The sequence below is a fragment of the Marinobacter sp. genome, from assembly GCF_014859525.1.
Classification (GTDB): Bacteria; Pseudomonadota; Gammaproteobacteria; order Pseudomonadales; family Oleiphilaceae; genus Marinobacter.
Map to the genome: position 1 here is coordinate 20,228 of NZ_JACUUB010000023.1, position 16,937 is coordinate 37,164.

The 16,937-nt window shown below is 55.9% G+C and carries 15 protein-coding genes; 10 read left to right on the forward strand and 5 right to left on the reverse strand.

The genetic code is table 11. The features are described from left to right. The first annotated feature begins 58 nt into the window (after nucleotides 1-58). The 5 genes from IBX51_RS07110 (at nucleotide 59) to rdgC (ending at nucleotide 3,086) form a co-directional block, all read left to right on the forward strand. On the forward strand, nucleotides 59-811 hold the full coding sequence (locus IBX51_RS07110; RefSeq protein ID WP_291830180.1) for a YciK family oxidoreductase: 753 nt from the start codon (nucleotides 59-61) through the stop codon (nucleotides 809-811). Continuing rightward, the gene (locus IBX51_RS07115) at nucleotides 811-1,044 is read left to right on the forward strand and encodes a glutaredoxin family protein (protein ID WP_291830182.1); all 234 of its coding nucleotides are present in this window, start codon (nucleotides 811-813) and stop codon (nucleotides 1,042-1,044) included. The genes IBX51_RS07110 and IBX51_RS07115 overlap by 1 nt, the downstream gene beginning before the upstream one ends. A gap of 12 nt (nucleotides 1,045-1,056) precedes the next feature. Beyond that, complete coding sequence (yaaA, locus tag IBX51_RS07120) at nucleotides 1,057-1,827, forward strand: peroxide stress protein YaaA (RefSeq protein ID WP_291830184.1); 771 nt, start codon at nucleotides 1,057-1,059, stop codon at nucleotides 1,825-1,827. Nucleotides 1,828-1,853: 26 nt separating this feature from the next. After that, the gene (locus IBX51_RS07125; protein WP_291830186.1) at nucleotides 1,854-2,054 is read left to right on the forward strand and encodes a DUF2788 domain-containing protein; all 201 of its coding nucleotides are present in this window, start codon (nucleotides 1,854-1,856) and stop codon (nucleotides 2,052-2,054) included. Between the two features lie 99 nt (nucleotides 2,055-2,153). Continuing rightward, nucleotides 2,154-3,086 carry a recombination-associated protein RdgC gene (rdgC, locus tag IBX51_RS07130; RefSeq protein WP_291830187.1) on the forward strand — a complete coding sequence of 311 codons (933 nt, stop codon included), beginning with the start codon at nucleotides 2,154-2,156 and terminating at the stop codon, nucleotides 3,084-3,086. A 17-nt stretch (nucleotides 3,087-3,103) separates the two neighbouring features. On the opposite strand, the gene IBX51_RS07135 is transcribed toward rdgC, so the two are convergent. Continuing rightward, nucleotides 3,104-5,851 (reverse strand): GNAT family N-acetyltransferase, encoded by a 2,748-nt coding sequence (locus tag IBX51_RS07135; protein ID WP_291830189.1) that lies wholly within the window; start codon nucleotides 5,849-5,851, stop codon nucleotides 3,104-3,106. Between the two features lie 207 nt (nucleotides 5,852-6,058). On the opposite strand from IBX51_RS07135, the gene IBX51_RS07140 reads away from it, so the two are divergent. After that, nucleotides 6,059-6,985 (forward strand): histone deacetylase family protein, encoded by a 927-nt coding sequence (locus IBX51_RS07140; RefSeq protein WP_291830191.1) that lies wholly within the window; start codon nucleotides 6,059-6,061, stop codon nucleotides 6,983-6,985. Nucleotides 6,986-6,995: 10 nt separating this feature from the next. Here the strand turns inward: IBX51_RS07140 and IBX51_RS07145 are convergent, their stop codons facing one another. Beyond that, the gene (locus IBX51_RS07145; protein WP_291830204.1) at nucleotides 6,996-7,868 is read right to left on the reverse strand and encodes an OmpA family protein; all 873 of its coding nucleotides are present in this window, start codon (nucleotides 7,866-7,868) and stop codon (nucleotides 6,996-6,998) included. A 210-nt stretch (nucleotides 7,869-8,078) separates the two neighbouring features. On the opposite strand from IBX51_RS07145, the gene pyrC reads away from it, so the two are divergent. Continuing rightward, nucleotides 8,079-9,110 (forward strand): dihydroorotase, encoded by a 1,032-nt coding sequence (gene pyrC, locus IBX51_RS07150; protein ID WP_291830193.1) that lies wholly within the window; start codon nucleotides 8,079-8,081, stop codon nucleotides 9,108-9,110. A 37-nt stretch (nucleotides 9,111-9,147) separates the two neighbouring features. After that, nucleotides 9,148-9,804, forward strand: coding sequence for a ribonuclease T (gene rnt, locus IBX51_RS07155; protein ID WP_291830195.1), 657 nt, complete (start codon nucleotides 9,148-9,150; stop codon nucleotides 9,802-9,804). Between the two features lie 64 nt (nucleotides 9,805-9,868). Here rnt and IBX51_RS07160 read toward each other — a convergent pair whose 3' ends face one another. After that, nucleotides 9,869-11,854 (reverse strand): SDR family oxidoreductase, encoded by a 1,986-nt coding sequence (locus tag IBX51_RS07160; protein WP_291830197.1) that lies wholly within the window; start codon nucleotides 11,852-11,854, stop codon nucleotides 9,869-9,871. Between the two features lie 284 nt (nucleotides 11,855-12,138). Here IBX51_RS07160 and IBX51_RS07165 point away from each other — a divergent pair, with 284 nt between their 5' ends. Beyond that, nucleotides 12,139-12,531: a hypothetical protein gene (locus IBX51_RS07165; RefSeq protein WP_291830198.1), complete on the forward strand. Its 393-nt coding sequence runs from the start codon at nucleotides 12,139-12,141 to the stop codon at nucleotides 12,529-12,531. Between the two features lie 101 nt (nucleotides 12,532-12,632). Then, nucleotides 12,633-15,425 (forward strand): insulinase family protein, encoded by a 2,793-nt coding sequence (locus tag IBX51_RS07170; protein ID WP_291830206.1) that lies wholly within the window; start codon nucleotides 12,633-12,635, stop codon nucleotides 15,423-15,425. Here the strand turns inward: IBX51_RS07170 and IBX51_RS07175 are convergent. Both IBX51_RS07175 and IBX51_RS07180 read right to left on the reverse strand, forming a co-directional pair. Continuing rightward, a complete protein-coding gene (locus IBX51_RS07175) occupies nucleotides 15,422-16,063 on the reverse strand; it encodes a TIGR04282 family arsenosugar biosynthesis glycosyltransferase (RefSeq protein ID WP_291830200.1) in 642 nt (213 codons plus the stop codon). The two genes, IBX51_RS07170 and IBX51_RS07175, sit on opposite strands and share 4 nt — an antisense overlap. Continuing rightward, nucleotides 16,050-16,769, reverse strand: coding sequence for a TIGR04283 family arsenosugar biosynthesis glycosyltransferase (locus IBX51_RS07180; protein WP_291830202.1), 720 nt, complete (start codon nucleotides 16,767-16,769; stop codon nucleotides 16,050-16,052). Before IBX51_RS07180 ends, IBX51_RS07175 begins: the two co-directional genes overlap by 14 nt. Nucleotides 16,770-16,937 lie beyond the last annotated feature (168 nt).

Consider the following 16,937-nt stretch of genomic DNA (forward strand, 5'->3'; position numbering starts at 1 on the left):
TCACTATTCGTCATCGGCCCTAGGTTGGCCAGTGACCGCCCGAATACGGAGACAGGTTATGCATGATTACCAGGCACCCGCCGATCTTTTGAAAGACCGCATTGTCATGGTAACCGGCGCCGGCAGCGGCATTGGCCGTGTTGCCGCCAAAACCTACGCCGCCCATGGCGCTACCGTGATCCTGGTTGGCCGTACTGTGGCCAAGCTGGAAGAGGTGTATGACGAGATCGAAGCCGCGGGTCACCCTCAAGCCGCTATCGTACCCATGAACTTTGAGGGCGCCGCGATCAAAGAATACGAAGAGCTCGCCATGACGCTCGAAGAAAACTTTGGCCGTCTCGATGGCCTGCTGCACAATGCAGGCATTCTGGGTTCGCGCAGCCCGGTTGAGCTCTACGATCCGGACGTCTGGAACAAAGTGATGCAGGTGAACGCCATCGCCCCGTTTGTGCTGAGCCGGGCGATGATCCCGTTGCTTCGTAAATCCGATGACGCTTCCATGATTTTCACGTCTTCCGGGGTTGGCCGACAAGCCCGGGCTTATTGGGGCGCTTACGCCGTTTCCAAGTTTGCCGTGGAAGGGCTGAGCCAACTGCTGGCCGATGAACTGGATGACACCCGGCACAACATTCGGGTAAACAGTCTGAACCCGGGCGCCACCCGTACCAATATGAGAGTGCTGGCGTACCCGGCCGAGAACCCGAATCAGAATCCAGACCCGGAGGCGCTGATGCCTGTCTATCTGTACCTGATGGGTAAAGATAGCCAAGGCGTCAACGGCCAAAAACTCGACGCGCAGCCGAAACAATAATGGAACTGTTGTTTTACAGCACATCCCAGTGCCATCTGTGTGAACTGGCTGAGGCTCTGCTGGTCAGCACGCCCATGCCGGCGCCAGTCCCGGTGGATGTGGTGGATATCGCCCAGTCTGACGAGTTGGTAGAGCGTTACGGCACTCGGATTCCGGTGCTTCGTCGTAACGACACCGGAGAAGAACTGGACTGGCCGTTCACCAGGGACCAGTTACTGACGTTTTTGCAATGAGGATCCGCTGACATGCTGATGATCATCTCTCCCGCCAAAACACTGGATTATGAAAGTCCTTTGGCGACTGAAACCTACACCCAACCGGATTTTCTGGACGACGCCTGTGAGCTGATCGACCAGCTTAAAGGTCTGGAGCCTCACCAGGTCAGTAACCTGATGAGCATCAGCGATAAGCTTGGCCAATTGAATGCCGAGCGCTTTCGCAGTTGGAGCACGCCGTTTACTCCGGCCAATGCCCGTCAGGCTATTTTGGCGTTCAAAGGCGATGTCTATACCGGGTTGGATGCGGAGAGTTTCAGCGCGGATGATTTCAGCTTTGCCCAGAAGCATTTGCGCATGCTCTCTGGCCTCTATGGACTGCTGAAACCGCTGGACCTGATGCAGCCCTACCGGCTGGAAATGGGTACCCGGTTTGAGAACCAGCGAGGCAAAGACCTCTATGCTTTCTGGGGCAGCAAGCTCACAGACGCTTTGAACAGGTTACTGGCAGAAGACGATCAGGTTCTGGTGAACCTTGCCTCCAATGAATACTTCAAAAGCGTGAAGAAGAAAGATCTTGAGGGCCGGCTGGTCACACCGCAGTTCAAAGACTGGAAGAACGGCCAATACAAGATGATCAGTTTTTATGCAAAAAAAGCCCGAGGGCTGATGTGCCGTTTTGCTATTCAGAACCGCATCACCCAGGCCGACGACCTCAAGGGTTTCAATCTTGAGGGTTATTACTTCAGCGAAGACCAATCCGATAAGAACAACTGGGTTTTCCTGCGGGATCAACAGTAGCGGTTTCAGTTGATATCGGAGTAACCATGAACGAAGCAGTTTTCTCCCAGATCGCCATGATGGTGTTTCTGACGGGTCTTATTGTCTGGATGGGTTTCATTGTCTGGGACCTGGCAAAAAAATCCCAGGCGGGTAGGTTTGGCACCATTGCCCTGTTTACCATATTGGGTGCAGGCGTTGTCGGCTTTATCGTGAAAACCATACTGGTCGAGATTATGCAGATCTGACCTGCCCGGATACCCGTCACTTTACGGCCACTGCCCTGTGGCCGTATTATCCTTTCCCCTATTGCAACGCTCTGAACTGACAGCAAGGATTCAAACCGCATGTGGTTTCGTAACGCACGAGTTTTCCGTTTCACCAAACCCTTCGACATCACCCCCGAAGCTCTGGAAGAAAAGCTGAGAGCTGACGCTTTCAAGCCCTGTGGTCCACAAGAAACCATTCGTCAGGGTTGGGTGCCACCTCTGGGCAAGCACGGAGACCAACTGGTTCACAGTGCCAACGGCTACCACCTGATTGCCCTGCGCAAAGAGGAAAAAATCCTGCCGGGGCCGGTGGTCAAAGAAGCGGTGGAAGAGCGTGCAGAGGCTATCGAGCTGGATCAGGGCCGCAAGGTTCGCAAAAAAGAGAAGGAAGAAATCAAAGAACAGGTGATGCTGGAAATGCTACCCCAGGCATTCTCCCGCAACCGGCGCTGCTATGCGTACCTGGCCCCTCAGGATGGTGTGCTGGTGGTGGATGCCGGCTCGGCCAAACAGGCAGAAGACCTCGCGTCTACTCTTCGTAAAAGCCTGGGCTCTCTGCCGGTGCGGCCGCCTGCGGTAGAACAGGCCCCGGCGTTCACCTTTACCGGCTGGCTTAATGAAACCATCGATCACCCGGGCACCGTCGTTCTTGGCAACGAGTGTGAGCTGAAAGATCCGTCTGAAGACGGCGGGGTAGTGCGCTGTAAAGGGCTGGATCTGAAAGCCGACGAAATCCGCAACCATCTGGCAGCCGGCATGCAAGTGACCAAGCTATCGCTGACCTGGGATGACAATGTCTCGTTCGTACTGGACGAAGAACTGGGCATTCGACGCCTGAAGTTTGGCGAGACTCTTCAGGATCAGCTCGACGATGTCGACGTCGATGACGCCGTCGCCAAGTTTGATGCGGCCTTCACACTCATGACCATGGAGCTGTCCCGAATGATTCCGGGACTGCTCGATGCATTGGGCGGAGAAGACCGTTCCGCCATTGTCGAAGAAGAAGCTTAAGACAACGGATCAGGGGGCTACAAGTGGCCCCCTTTACCCAAACGCTCCTTCTGCCAGTCACTTTCCGGCTCGTTCAACACCAGCCTCAGGTCCATGACTTCTTCTTCAGGATTATACTTGGCCTCAAAACCCAGATGCTCCGCCAGCTGCATCATCGGTCGATTGTCTGGGAGCACATTACCGATCATTTCCATGGTGCCTCGGGCCCGGCAGTAATCAATCATTTTCTGCATCAGGGCAACACCCAGGCCCTCGCCCTTCATGCGGTCGTCCACCATAACGGCAAACTCAGAACGCAAGTTGTCGGCATCGGTCCAGGTACGCACGGTGCCCAGCGTTTCCTCGCCCTCATCGTCCAGGCGAGGCGCATTGGCGATGAACACCATTTCCCGGTCGTAGTCGATCTGTACCATCTGGGCCACGTCTTCCCTTGAGAAATGCTTCCGGTACTGGAAAAATCGGTAACGGATGGATTCTGGTGACTGATGCTCGTGGAACGACCGGTGCGCCGGCTCGTCCTCCGCCAGCACCGGGCGGATAATGACCCTTCGTCCGGACCTTGGCAGCACAATCCACTCTTCCAGTTCTCGTGGATAAGGCTGAATAATAGGCCGCCCCGGCCGATCATCCAGATTGATTGCAATATTCACCGCCACCGCGCCCTGCTCATTAAATAGCAGTGGAGAGATCTCCAACCCTTTGATTTCCGGAATGTCGATCACAATTTGCGACAGTGTCACCAGCGTCTCAGACACTGCCCGGATGTCTTCTTCCGGTTGAAGGCTGTGCTCTTTCAGTAACTTGTACATATAGGTGCGGCGTAACAATTCCCGCGCCAACACCATGTTCAGGGGCGGCAGAGCAATCTGCCGATCGGTCATGATGTTAACCTGTGCACCCGCCGCACCACACACCACCAGCGGGCCAAACAATTCGTCCCGGGTAATACCCACGCTAAACTCAATACCGCCAACGTGTTGATAGGAATGCTGCACCGCAAAGCCCAAAAAGCCACTCTGGGGGAAATGTGACCGATACTCCTCCATCAAAAATCGGCAGGTATCGATGATGACCTGTTCGCTGTTAAGCATTTTCACCGTTCCCTTATAGCGGCGCTGGGTCGGGCTCAATTCCAAAAAGGGATGGCAGGCCTGCTCATGCACAACTGCGATATCGATCGGCCGGCGCTCCACCGCGAACACTTCGAGTACTTCTTCCAGATCGTCGCAGTACACGGTGTCGATGGTGTTGATGCCATAATCACCAATCACCCGGCGCGCTTCGCGATTAGACAAATGCCTGCGACCGTCTTTAAGCGCCCTGGAGACCAATCTCCGCGTGTTGGCCCGGTCAGCAAAGTGATCGGTAAAGGACTCTGGTGTTTCCGTCAACAAGCGTTGCACCCGTTGATGCCGCACGTGCTGCATAAAAGCCATGACCGCTTTTTCCGGATTAAAGAACGACGGCAAACCGGCCCGGTAAAACTCCTCCCGGGAATCCATCACCGTGCTCTGCCCCAGCCAGCAGGTAAAGATATTCAAACGCGTGCCTTTGGATGCCTGCACCACCGCATCGGCAATCCGCAAACTGTCCTGCACCAGCGTTGGGGCGTACATCACCAATACATTGGCGACATTCGGATCCTTGGCGAGAATCTTGATGGCCTGACCGTAGAGTTCCGGGCTGGCATCGTAGTTAAGATCAACCGGGTTTTTACGAGTCCAGTACGGCGGCAAAAGCTCGGCCAGGGCGTCAATGGAGGTTTTCGATAGCTCAGCCAACTCCCCACCAAGATCCGCCAGCCGATCAACCGCCAGCACGCCCGGGCCCACACCGTTGGCCATGATGGCCAGCGATTCCCGACGGAGTGGCCGCATACGGGTCAGTGTTTCCAGTGCATCAAACATTTGCCCAAGGCCATCGACACGCAACACACCGGCACGCTGCAGCATCGCATCGTAAACCGGATCTGAGCGCGTGATGCCGGCGGGCAGCTTATGGGCAAACCACTCCGATTCTGGCACCCGCCCGGATTTAACAGCAATGACTGGTTTGGTGCGGGACGCAACCCGAACCGCCGACATAAACCGGCGCGGATTGGGGATGTTCTCGATGTGCAACAGGATGGCACGGGTCTGGGTATCCTGGGCGAGATAATCGATCAGATCGTCGTGATCGATGTCCATACCATCTCCCAGAGTCAGGAAATAGGAAAACCCGACGCCTCGGGCAAAGGCCCAGTCAATCACGGAGCTGGCAATGGTGCCAGACTGACCAACAAAAGCCACCCGGCCCGGGATCGCACCCATGTGGGCGTAGGTGGCGTTCAGATGCCGGGCCGGAACCATCAAGCCAATGGTATTAGGGCCAAGCACCCGGATACCGGTTTCCCGGGCGGCATCCCGCACGGAATACATCAACGGCTGGCCTGTTTTGCTATGAGTACGAGACATTCCGCCGGTCATAACTATGGCCGTTCTTACCCCACACTCACCGAGCTTGCGAATCATCTTGGGAACGGTATCCGGCGGTGTACAGATGATGGCCAGATCAGGGCTGAAATCCAACTTGGAGACTTTCTTGACGCAGGAAACCCCATGCACGTTGTCATAGTGCGTTTGATTAACCACCACCAAGCGACCGGGATAACCGCCACCCAGCAGGTTTCTTAGAACCATCCCCCCCAGATTGTCGGCCCGCTCGGATGCACCAACCACAACAATGGATTCGGGGTTGAACAGGCTTTCCAGATAGCGGGTACTCAAGTTGATTCTCCGTGGCCGTGGGCTACTGTAATTTTGACAAGAATCTCAACAATACGGGTTACTTATCAATGTATACCTTATCTTAGATGGGTATTTACTGATGTAAATCCGCAATCACAGCCATTAGACCAAAGAAACACGACAGACTTCGGTTATCCCTGATAACATATCAAAAATAATAAGTTTATTCGGGCACAGACGACACGTATGACCACGGCATTTTTTTCCCACGATGACTGCATGAAACACAACATGGGCCCGGAACACCCGGAAAGCCCGGAGCGTATTTCAACCATCCTGGCGTATCTGGCCGACACCCATTTGGAGCAAGACCTGGACTGGGTGAAACCGGAAGAGATCACCCGCGACCAACTGCTGATGGTGCACCCGGAAACCTATCTGCAACAGCTGGATATGATCCAGCCGACCCGCGGGCGGGTGTTCACCGATCCCGACACGGCCATGATGCCAGACACCTTACGGGCCGCCCGATTGGCGGCCGGGGGCAACATTCAGGCAGTCGATATGGTGATGAGCAGTCAGGTGACCAATGCGTTCGTCTGCGCCCGACCGCCGGGACACCATGCCGAACGCGCCAAGTCCATGGGCTTCTGCTTTTACAACAACGTCGCCCTGGCCGCCATGCGCGCCCTCACCTTCCACCACCTGGAACGGGTCGCCATCATCGACTTTGACGTTCACCAGGGCAACGGCACGGTGGATATTGTCGGTGGTGATGAGCGCATACTGATGTGTTCCAGCTTCCAGCATCCATTCTATCCGCACTCCCATGTGCACCGGCAAGCCGACAACATCGTCAATATACCCATAGAGTCCAATTGCTCTGCGCTGGATTACCGGAAAGCCGTCGAGGCCGGGTGGCTGAAAAAGCTGCAGGATTTCAGACCCCAATTGGTGCTGATATCGGCCGGATTTGATGGCCACAGGCTCGACCCGATGGCCGAACTGAATCTGGAAGTGAACGATTACCGCTGGCTGACCGAAATGTTGATCAGCGTGGCACACGATCACGCCAACGATCGCATCATCTCAACGCTCGAGGGTGGCTACCACCTGAAAGCCCTGGCAGAGAGTGTCACCGCGCATCTGGACCTGCTGAGCACCGTTTACTAAAAGCGATGTCTCAGCCAGAGAATCCTGTTCCGGGACCATTGGCCTGCTGTAAATCCGATCGTTCACCCTGCCTCTGCAGCCGGATGGTGGTCCGACGATTGTCGGCGTGGCGGCGGGACACCGGGAACTGATCACCCTGAGCACGAACGATCAAAAGGTCCTCATGCATTCCCCGGGAGCGCAGATAGTCAGCCACCACATTGGCCCGCTCCTCTGACAATGCCCGGTTGTCAATGCGGCTGCCCACACTGTCTGAGTGCCCATCAACGAATACTCTTTCGACGGTGGAATCTGCCATGACATAGGTCACGATATTGTCTAACAGCTGCCGATCTGCATCCGAGAGGCTGGTACTTCCACTGGCAAACGGCACCCGGGAGCGGCGAATCTGGTCATAATTAACAGGCAACAGGCCAGATACGCACTCCCGATAGCCAGAATAGGGGCCTGAAAAGTTCACGTTGGAAAGATGAACACGCACCGGACGGTCATCGTACCAGGCAGCACGCGTCATCGTCGGCCGCATCCCCTGGAGCAAGCCTTGCGCCATCAGAGTGGCCTCACGATTGCCTACCGTGATCGCTCGACGACTGTCTGACACGGTCACCGCACCGATTGGCCGTGGCGCTATCCCGGGTCGCCAGGATGGGGCTTCTACCACCAATTGGCCACGACCCGGACGCATCATGGGCGTTTCCGATTCCAGAAAAAAGGTGAGGCTTTCACCGGCCCGATGACTGAAAACGGCCCGGCCATACCCTGGCACGTCGTGAACCAGTGAGCACTCGAACACCGATTCCGACAAATACCACTGGCTGTTTTCAATGCCTGCTCCATAACTTGAGGCCAGGGTCTGCGAGCCAAGGCCTGCAGACAATAGCATCGCCCCCAAGCCGGTCAGCTTGCGGAACCATCGTTGGCGAACCGACATAGTCATAATCATGACACCCCAATAACGAACACTCGCAGTAACATGCTTGTTTAACGACTGGCCATCGCATTACTTGAGCGCCGAACCTTGCGGAATACCGAAAACATTCCACTCTGCCTTCTGATATAATTCGCCAAAGTGTTACTGCGCTACGGATGCTTCATGACTCAAGAACTGACCATTACCCGCCCTGATGACTGGCATCTGCATGTTCGTGACGGTGCGGTACTGAATAGCGTGGTGCCGGCAACCGCGGCCTGCTTTGGTCGGGCCATTATCATGCCTAACCTGGCTCCCCCGGTTACCGATGCAGCCGCCGCTTCGGCCTATCGGGAGCGGATTGTGGCTGCCGCCGGCCACACCGGTTTTGAGCCGCTCATGACCCTTTACCTGACCGAGAGCACCACCGCCGAACACATCCACTCAGCCAAGGCGGCGGGCGTTGTTGCGGCCAAGCTCTACCCGGCCGGAGCCACTACCAACTCTGCCTCAGGTGTGACCGATATTCGCAACATCTACCCGGTGCTGGAGGCGATGGCAGATTGCGGCATGCTGCTGTTGGTACACGGTGAAGTTACCGATGCCGATATTGACATCTTTGATCGTGAGAAGGTGTTTCTGGAACGCGTACTGGCCCCTACTATTGAGGCCTTTCCTTCGCTGAAAGTGGTTCTAGAGCACATCACCACCGCAGACTCTGCCGAATTCGTGCGCAGTCAAAGCAACGGCAAATTGGCAGCAACGCTGACGCCTCAGCATTTAATGTACAACCGTAACCATATGCTCGTCGGAGGCATTCGGCCCCACCTTTACTGCCTGCCCATTCTCAAGCGTAACGTTCACCAAACGGCCTTGAGAGACGTCATTGCCAGCGGTGACTCGCGTTTTTTCCTGGGTACAGACTCTGCACCCCATGCCACCGACAAAAAAGAAGCGCCATGTGGATGTGCCGGCTGTTATTCAGCCTACGGTGCAATCGGGCTGTACGCCGACATTTTCGAGGAGCTGGGTGTTCTGGACAAGCTGGAGGCGTTTGCAAGCTTCAATGGCGCAGACTTCTATGGTCTGCCAAGAAACACCGACACCATTACCCTGGTGCGCGAGCCTTGGACCATGCCAGAGCAACTACCCTTGGCTGATGGCACCATCGTGCCTCTTAAAGCCGGTGAAACCGTTCACTGGCGCATGGCCTGAACCACCTTAAATTCAAACCGCGAACATCGGAGTTCGAGTGTCAGACGAAAACAAACCGCCACACCCTATGTCCCGTCGCTTCCGTGGCTTTTTGCCGGTGGTTGTGGATGTTGAAACCGCCGGCTTTAATCCCGAACGGGATGCCCTGCTGGAAATCGCCGCTGTCCTGGTCACCATGGACGACGATGGCTGGGTACGCCGGGGCGAAACCTTCCTGCAGCAAATCGACCCTTTCGAGGGTGCCAACCTGGAGCAGTCGGCGCTGGACTTTACCGGTATTGATCCCTGGAGCCCAGAGCGAGAAGCCGTACCGGAACGTGAAGGCCTGAGCGAGATCTTTTCACCCATCCGCAAGGCGGTCAAAGAGCACGACTGCAAGCGTGCCGTTCTGGTTGGCCATAACGCCACCTTTGACCACAACTTTGTGTTTGCAGCCGCTCTTCGCGCCGACATCAAGCGCAATCCGTTCCATCCATTTTCAACATTTGATACGGCCGCTCTGGCCGGTTTGGCCTACGGCCACACGGTTTTGGCGCAGGCCTGCAAACTGGCCGGCATTCCGTTCAGCAACAAAGAGGCGCACTCGGCGGCTTATGATGCCGAAAAAACCGCCGATCTGTTCTGCGGAATCGTCAACCGCTGGAAAGAGCTTGGAGGCTTCCCGCCCCCAATAATCAGCAACGACGAAGAGTAAATACCCCTTACCGCAAACATTAAAAAACCCGCCGAAGCGGGTTTTTTAATGTCCAGAGTCCCAATTACCAGTAGATGCCGCGCATGATAGCCGCAAACGCTACCTGCTCAGAAGACACCTTGGGCTTCTCTCCAGACTTGCTGCCAGCAGCAGACGGAGAATCCGGGAACATACGGTAACCAGTGTTCATAACGATCTCCGCCATCTTTGGCGCCAGAGCGTGAAGAACCTGGGCGAAGATACCCAGCCGGGTTGCGATACGCTTCGGGCGATACACGATGGCATCGGCCACCATAGTCGCAGCCTCATCCGGCGACAGCGTCGGCACAGAATCGTAGAGTTTGGTGGGCGCGATCATCGGCGTTTTCACCAGCGGCATATTGATCGTCGTAAAGGTCACATTGCGATCAGACCACTCAGAAGCAGCACACCGGCTAAAGGCATCCAGCGCAGACTTGGAGGCGACGTAAGCCGAGAACCGGGGCGCGTTGGTCAACACCCCGATCGAGGAAATGTTCACAATGTGACCGCGGCGACGCTCCAGCATCTTGGGAGAGAAGCCCATGATCAGTCGCACCGAGCCGAAATAGTTCAGCTGCATGGTGCGCTCAAAGTCGTGGAAGCGATCGAAAGACAGATCCAATGACCGGCGGATCGAACGGCCAGCGTTGTTGATCAGCACGTCCACGTGGCCATGGTTGTCCAGAACGGTTTTTACAAACTCGTCGCAGGCGTTCATGTCTGAGAAATCGCACTGATAAGCATGCACGCTGGCACCACGAGCCTCAAGCTGCGCCGCTACCTCGTTCAGATTTTCGGCCGTACGCGCACCAATCACCAGAATAGCGCCAGCATCGGCCAACTTCTCGGCCGTCGCCAGCCCAATGCCGGATGTTGCCCCGGTAACCACGCAAACCCGACCTTCAACGGTTCCGCGCAGTGTGCGATCTTTGAACAGATCGGGGTCCAGGTTACGTTCCCAGAAGTCCCAGATAACCGGTGCGTAATCGGTCAGGCGTGGCACGGCAATGCCGGTGTCCTTCAGGGCCCGTTCCGTTTCACGGGCATCAAACCGCGTCGGGTAGTTGATGAAAGACATCACCGACGGCGGAATACCCATGTCATCAAGCACTGCGGCTGTCAGTCGTTTAACAGGCGGCAGGTTTTTCAAGCTCTGACGAATGAACGGCGGAATAAAACCAAACATACGGGAATCAATCCGCATGCCCATTTTGGGCGCGTGACCGGCTTCGCTGAAGATGTTGAGAATCTCACCCACCTTGTAAGGATCGGAATCGACAAGGTGGAAACACTTGCCGTCCTCACCATCGAGATGCGCAATGTGGTCCAGGGCGTTAACCACAAAATCTACCGGCACAATGTTCAGTCGACCGCCTTCGATACCGATGGTCGGCATCCATTGCGGCAGCGCATGGCGGATTTTCTGAATCATCTTGAAGAAATAATAGGGACCGTCAACCTTGTCCATCTCGCCGGTCTCGGAGTGACCGATGACCATGCCCGGGCGATAGATCCGGAACGGAACCTTGCACTCGTTGCGCACCACTTTCTCAGACTCGTGCTTGGTGCGCAGATAAGGATGATCCAGCTTCTCCGCTTCCTCAAACATGTCCTCGCGGAAAATACCTTTGAACAACCCTGCAGCAGCGATGGAAGACACATGATGGAAATGCTTGGCTGCCATGGCATCTGCAGCCTGAACCGCAGCGCGGGTACCTTCGATATTGGTGGCGGCCTGGGCGTCTTCATCTGCGCCCATATCGTACACGGCGGCAAGATGGAAGAAATGATCCACATTGCCCTTCAGGGATTTCAGGGTCTTGGCATCAATGCCCAAATTCTTGCTGGTGAGATCCCCGATCACTGCCTTCACCCGGGAGTCATCGACACCCCAGCGTTCACGCAGTTTGGCCAGTTTATCCTGGGACTGTTCACGTACCAGGACATGAACGGTGCCACCACGTGCCAGTAACTTTTCTACCAGAAAACGACCGATAAAACCGGTGCCGCCTGTCAGGAAATAATTCATAGATAATCCGTCCTGCCTGTTGCTCTGTTGTTGTCGTTTGGCCAGCGCAGATAAGACTAAAGTCGTAATCTGCAATCCATTGTCCGGCATTCTACTTAATTGCAACTTTCATGTATCGAACTTTTTTAGAGCATTTACTCTGTAACCCTTTGTTTTTGTTAGAGCTATTACTCTAATCCAGAACCCCGCCTGACAGCAAATGTCTGGAATATCGACACACTGAGTTTGAGATTAGCACAGTAAACGGCGACGGTGGCCTTGCTGACCACAATTACCGAAGGGCAATGCAAGCAAAGCCCCGCAATGCGATAATCAGGAACTTTCTGCGCCTGAGGGCGTCACTCATCAGCCACGACAACGAGGTTTATCCAACCCGCATGAGCAACAATACGCCGAATACCGAACGCTACATCGCTATCGCCCGCGCCTGCCTTAAGGCCATCAACGATACCGCGGCCGACAAGGGCAGCCGGGAAGACAAGATTCAGGCCGTCTACCAGGCCATCGACAAGGCGTTTCAGGCGGAATTTGCCGACTACCGACAGTCCGTTGCCATCATGGCTACCGTGCTGGAGCGCATTGCCTCTGGTGAACTGGATGCTGACAAAGCCGCCAGTCTGGCTCGCCAGACGCTGGAGCAGCAACCCGCCAGCACCAAGACCGGATCTATGCACTGACACCACCGTTATCCTTTGAACCACCAAAGAAAAGAGGCCCCATGACTGCCGAACGCCCCGAGTTCCATCGTCTGCAACGCTTCTCGTTTTTTCTATTGTTCATGCTCGGCATTGCTTTGCTCAGCACCCTGGCGGTGGCCAGCGTATCGCCAACCAAAAGCCCGAATGATCCAAACGAGTACCGCTACCTGGAGCTGGACAATGGCTTGCGGGTGATTCTCGCCTCCGATCCGGATGCCGATAAAGCCGCAGCATCCATGAACGTCGCTGTCGGCAGTGGCGATGATCCCGCTGAACGGGAGGGCCTCTCGCATTTTTTGGAGCACATGTTGTTCCTGGGTACTGAAAAGTACCCGGATCCGGGTGAATATCAGCAATTTATCCGCAGCCACGGGGGCAGCCACAACGCATTCACCGCCTTTGCAGACACCAACTACTTTTTTGATGTCGAGGCGGATTTTCTGGAGCCAGCCCTGGATCGGTTTGCCCAGCAATTTTCCCACCCATTGTTCACGCCAGAACTGGTCGACCGCGAGCGTAATGCGGTGCACTCCGAATACACCGCCAAACTGAAAGAAGATGGCCGTCGCTTTCTGTCCGTCCGCAAAGCCGGTGGCAATCCAGACCATGCCTTCAGCCAGTTTGCTGTTGGCAATCTGACAACCCTGGAAAACACAGAAGACAACCCACTCAGGCCTGATCTTATCCAGTTCTGGCACGATAAGTATTCAGCCAACATCATGACGCTAGCCGTCTATGGTCCACAATCGCTGGATCAGCTCGAAGACATGGTTCGCCAACGTTTCACTGCTATTGAAAACCGTAACCTGACGATCAAAACCCACGTTCAATCGTTGTACGATAATCGCCGGTTACCCGAGCGCATCACTGCAGAGAGCCTGCGAGATTCCCGCAGCCTGACTCTGTCATTTCCCATTCCATCGCAGCGCGACAATTACCGCACCAAACCGGCATCTTACATCGCCAACTTGCTCGGTCATGAGGGTCCCGGCAGCTTGTTCGATACGTTAAAGAAAGCCGGTTTGGTTGAAGCGCTGTCTGCCGGCCTGGGCATGGATACCGGAGAACACGCCACCCTGGACGTCCGAATGTCACTCACCCGAGAAGGGCTGGACAAGCAGGACGACATCATTGCCCTGGCGTTTCGCTATATTGATCAGATCCGCGCCAAAGGCATCAGCCAGCAACGCTTTGACGAAATGAAGCAACTCGCGGTCATTGATTTTCGCTTCCGTGAACGCAGCGAACCCATGCGCGAGGCCATGCGACTGTCCAGCTTGCTTCGTGACTACCCACCCGCCGATGTATTGAGCGCCCCCTGGCTCATGGACCGCTTTGCTCCGGAGCAATATCAGGCGATTCTGGACCATCTGACACCGGATAATCTCAAGGTATGGGTGTCTGCACCCAACCGGAATTTTAAAACGCCACTCATTACCAAATGGTATGAGACCCAGTGGCATCGTGAGCCGCTGTCGGTGCCAGAGGAGGTAGATGCTGCCCTTGCAGACCAACTAAGCCTGCCAGGTACCAATCCGTTCGTGCCTGAAAACCTGGACCTGGTGCCCGGCCAGAGCATGGCTCATCCGGTTCAGTTGGGCACACTCGACGGCCTGGATATCTGGTACGCCAGAGACACCCGCTTCAACACGCCCAAAGCCAATGTGTTCATCAGCCTGCGCACCCCCAAAGCAAGGGCTTCTGCCCGTAACGAAGTGCTTACCCAACTGCTGGTCGATGCTATCGATACCAACGTGAACGCCTGGGCTTATTCGGCGCGCCTGGCAGGGCTGGATTACAGCATTTATCCCCACCTGCGCGGTGTCGCCATCCGGGTAGGCGGCTACAACGACAAGCTGCACAAACTGGTTAACCGGATACTGCTGGAGTTTGCCGATCCCGACTTCACGGAGCAGCGCTTCCAGATTGCCCGTCAACGGCTGATCGATGGCCTGGAGAACAAAGCCAAAGATCGTCCGGTACAGCAAACCTCCGAATTCGTTCAAATCGCACTGATCGACGGCACGTTCCCGGTCGCAGATAAACTGGACGCAGCCAGGGGTGTCACACTGGCAGAACTGGAATCATTCGGGACTGATCTGGTGGCCAAAACCGATCCCGTCATGCTGGCTCACGGCAATCTGACCGAAGCCTCTACTCTGAACATGGCCCGTCAAGTTCAGGCCATGGTGCTGGACGGGCGCGAACGCACGGTTGTGGATCGTTCTCGCATACGGCAACTGCCCGCGGGCCAAGCTGCCGCCATTCTGAACGTAGAACACCCAGACACCGGCTACACACTTTATCTGCAAGGCAACAACACGTCGTATGAAGAGCGGGCGCGTTACCGCCTGTTGGCGCAAATTCTCAGCAGTCCGTTCTATGAAGATATCCGGACCACCCGCCAGCTTGGGTACATTGTCTATGCCACCGCTTTCGAAATCCTTGAAACACCGGCCCTAGGCCTGGTTGTACAGTCACCAGAATCCAGTGGTGAAGCCATTGACCAGGCGGTTGCCGAATTCTCAGAAGGTTTTGTCGCGCGTCTGAACGACATAGACAGTGATCGATTGCAACGAGAGAAGCAGGCTGTGATCAGTCAGCTACTGGAACGAGATCGTCAGCTGGGCGAGGTCTCCAGCCGTTACTGGCAAGAAATCGACCGCGGCAATATCCGCTTTGACAGCCGCGAACGGTTGGCGGATGCCATCCGGGATGTCACTCTGGAAGAGCTTCAGCAGACGTTCCGCGAGGCGCTGATCGATCGCACCCGGGCTTTGCGGGTGACCACCGGCGAGGACACCGACGATGCGCGGTCAACCCTCAAACAACTGCGCCAACGGGCAGCAGTGCCAGACAAGACACCCGGCTAACGCTCTCCGACCATGCGCCGGAAGCGCTCCCAGTCTTCTGGCTCATCCACATCCCAGCGGGGCTCCAGCACATACACACTGAGCCCCGCTGCTTCCATTCGAGCCAGCGTTTGCTCCAATACCCTCGGCGTGCCCCAGTCAATCCCCGCCAAAGCATCGGCCGTTAACTTGCGGACACCGATCAACACATAGCCGCCGTCATCCGATGGCCCCAACACCACATCGGCATGGTCCAGGGCCACAATTGCAGACCGAACGTAGCCCGGATCTACCGAAGGGCAGTCACTGCCAATCACGACAGCTTTTGCATAGGTCTCGATACCCTGTGTTAAGGCCCGGAACATACGCTCCCCCAGATCATCCCCCTGTTGAAAATACTGTTGCAGGCCAGCCCCTTCAATATTGGCCAGCAGCGATGAGGCGTATTCTGGCGGTTGCTCCAGGGGGCGATCCCACCAAAAACTGACGTCGTAGCCTGTCGCACAAAGGTTATCGAGCACTTCCAGACTCAGGGTAACGTGTGCCTGCAAAGCACCGTCAATACCCAGCGCCGGAATCAAACGGGTTTTAACCCGGCCGGGCTGGGGCCATTTGGCAAATTGCATCAGCATGGCCGGGGAATTCTCAGTGTTTTGCATGGCGTACATTCCTCCGCCAGAGAGCTGCCAGGGATTCCGGCGTGTCGCCACGCCAATAACGCCAACGTAAGCGCCACATCAGCACAATGGTTGGCCACACGCCGCCCTGCTCCCAACGCCGGCTATCGGTCACCACCGGTGACGCAATACACATCGGGCGAGCCATCAGTTTCAGGCGTTTTGACAACTCGACATCCTCCATCAAGGGCATAGGGCGAAAGCCCCCCAGAGTTTCAAATACATCGCGACGAACAAATATGCCCTGGTCGCCGGTACAGATCCCGGTCAGCCGGGAGCGCCAATTCATAAACCACTCCACCACACGGAACATCCGCCGATCACCGCTAAGGCGCACATCAAAACGACCCCAGGCAGCATCATCCCGGCAAACCTTGGTAAGGCGTGCCAGAGCATCGTCGGGCAAACGGGTGTCTGCGTGTAGAAAAAGAATCAGATGGCCTTGAGCCTTGTCTGCGCCCGCATTCATCTGTATGGCGCGGCCTGGATTCGAGACCAGCAGATGATCACAGAGAGGCCGCGCAAGTTCGACGGTACGATCGGAACTGCCACCGTCTACCACAATCACTTCATGGCCCGCCTGCCGAATGGGCTGGAGTGCCCGCAGGCTTTCTTCAATGCCGGCAGCCTCCATCCAGACAGGCATGACCACACTGACAGACAGAACGTGAGAAGGGTTCGATTTCATAGTAACGGCTAACTGACCAAAGACAGGCCACAACCATAACCGGACACCCCTTGAGCAACAAGCCCTTGCCCGCTATCATACCGCCTCTTCTGAAATGCCTCCGTAGCTCATCTGGATAGAGCGTCCCCCTCCTAAGGGGAAGGTAGCAGGTTCGAGTCCTGCCGGGGG

Coding starts and splice junctions, on each gene's coding strand:
- IBX51_RS07110 (WP_291830180.1), top strand. CDS start 59: ATGCATGATTACCAGGCACCCGCCGATCTTTTGAAAGACCGCATTGTC.
- IBX51_RS07115 (WP_291830182.1), top strand. CDS start 811: ATGGAACTGTTGTTTTACAGCACATCCCAGTGCCATCTGTGTGAACTG.
- yaaA (WP_291830184.1), top strand. CDS start 1,057: ATGCTGATGATCATCTCTCCCGCCAAAACACTGGATTATGAAAGTCCT.
- IBX51_RS07125 (WP_291830186.1), top strand. CDS start 1,854: ATGAACGAAGCAGTTTTCTCCCAGATCGCCATGATGGTGTTTCTGACG.
- rdgC (WP_291830187.1), top strand. CDS start 2,154: ATGTGGTTTCGTAACGCACGAGTTTTCCGTTTCACCAAACCCTTCGAC.
- IBX51_RS07140 (WP_291830191.1), top strand. CDS start 6,059: ATGACCACGGCATTTTTTTCCCACGATGACTGCATGAAACACAACATG.
- IBX51_RS07145 (WP_291830204.1), bottom strand. CDS start 7,868: ATGCTATTGTCTGCAGGCCTTGGCTCGCAGACCCTGGCCTCAAGTTAT.
- pyrC (WP_291830193.1), top strand. CDS start 8,079: ATGACTCAAGAACTGACCATTACCCGCCCTGATGACTGGCATCTGCAT.
- IBX51_RS07160 (WP_291830197.1), bottom strand. CDS start 11,854: ATGAATTATTTCCTGACAGGCGGCACCGGTTTTATCGGTCGTTTTCTG.
- IBX51_RS07165 (WP_291830198.1), top strand. CDS start 12,139: ATGCAAGCAAAGCCCCGCAATGCGATAATCAGGAACTTTCTGCGCCTG.
- IBX51_RS07170 (WP_291830206.1), top strand. CDS start 12,633: ATGCTCGGCATTGCTTTGCTCAGCACCCTGGCGGTGGCCAGCGTATCG.
- IBX51_RS07175 (WP_291830200.1), bottom strand. CDS start 16,063: ATGCAAAACACTGAGAATTCCCCGGCCATGCTGATGCAATTTGCCAAA.
- IBX51_RS07180 (WP_291830202.1), bottom strand. CDS start 16,769: ATGAAATCGAACCCTTCTCACGTTCTGTCTGTCAGTGTGGTCATGCCT.